Here is a 1056-nt window from a genome sequence, read left to right on the forward strand (position 1 = left end):
TCGCCGAGCGCCGCAAGAGCCGGCAGATCCAGGTCGGGTCCGTGGCGGTGGGCGGGGACGCGCCGGTGTCGGTGCAGTCGATGACGACGACGCGTACGTCGGATGTCGGTGCGACGTTGCAGCAGATCGCGGAGCTGACCGCGTCCGGGTGCCAGATCGTGCGGGTGGCGTGTCCGACTCAGGACGACGCGGACGCGCTGGCGACGATCGCGCGGAAGTCGCAGATCCCGGTGATCGCGGACATCCACTTCCAGCCGAAGTACGTGTTCGCGGCGATCGAGGCGGGCTGTGCGGCGGTGCGGGTGAATCCGGGCAACATCAAGAAGTTCGACGATCAGGTCAAGGAGATCGCGCGGGCGGCGAAGGACCACGGGACGCCGGTCCGGATCGGGGTGAACGCGGGGTCGCTGGACCGGCGGCTGCTGCAGAAGTACGGCAGGGCGACGCCGGAGGCGCTGGTGGAGTCGGCGCTGTGGGAGGCGTCGCTGTTCGAGGAGCACGGCTTCCGGGACATCAAGATCTCGGTGAAGCACAACGACCCGGTGGTGATGATCGAGGCCTACCGGCAGCTGGCGGAGCGGTGCGAGTACCCGCTGCATCTGGGGGTGACGGAGGCGGGGCCGGCGTTCCAGGGCACGATCAAGTCGGCGGTGGCCTTCGGTGCGCTGCTGTCGCAGGGTATCGGTGACACGATCCGGGTGTCGCTGAGTGCGCCTCCGGTGGAGGAGGTCAAGGTCGGTATCCAGATCCTGGAGTCGCTGAATCTGCGGCAGCGGGGTCTGGAGATCGTTTCGTGTCCGTCGTGCGGGCGGGCGCAGGTGGACGTGTACAAGCTGGCCGAGGAGGTCACGGCGGGCCTGACGGGTATGGAGGTGCCGCTGCGGGTGGCGGTGATGGGCTGCGTGGTGAACGGTCCGGGCGAGGCGCGTGAGGCGGACCTGGGTGTGGCCTCCGGCAACGGCAAGGGGCAGATCTTCGTCAAGGGCGAGGTCATCAAGACGGTGCCCGAGTCGAAGATCGTGGAGACCCTCATCGAGGAGGCCATGAAGCTCGCCG

Annotated in this window: 1 protein-coding gene; it reads left to right on the plus strand. The window is 68.4% G+C overall.

Annotated elements, in window-relative coordinates; translation table 11 throughout:
- Positions 1–1056, plus strand: a 1056-nt coding sequence (gene ispG / locus IE249_RS35435; protein ID WP_189711631.1) for a flavodoxin-dependent (E)-4-hydroxy-3-methylbut-2-enyl-diphosphate synthase, incomplete at both ends; no start/stop codon positions are given.

This window comes from Streptomyces anandii JCM 4720 (assembly GCF_014650655.1).
Classification (GTDB): domain Bacteria; phylum Actinomycetota; class Actinomycetes; order Streptomycetales; family Streptomycetaceae; genus Streptomyces; species Streptomyces anandii.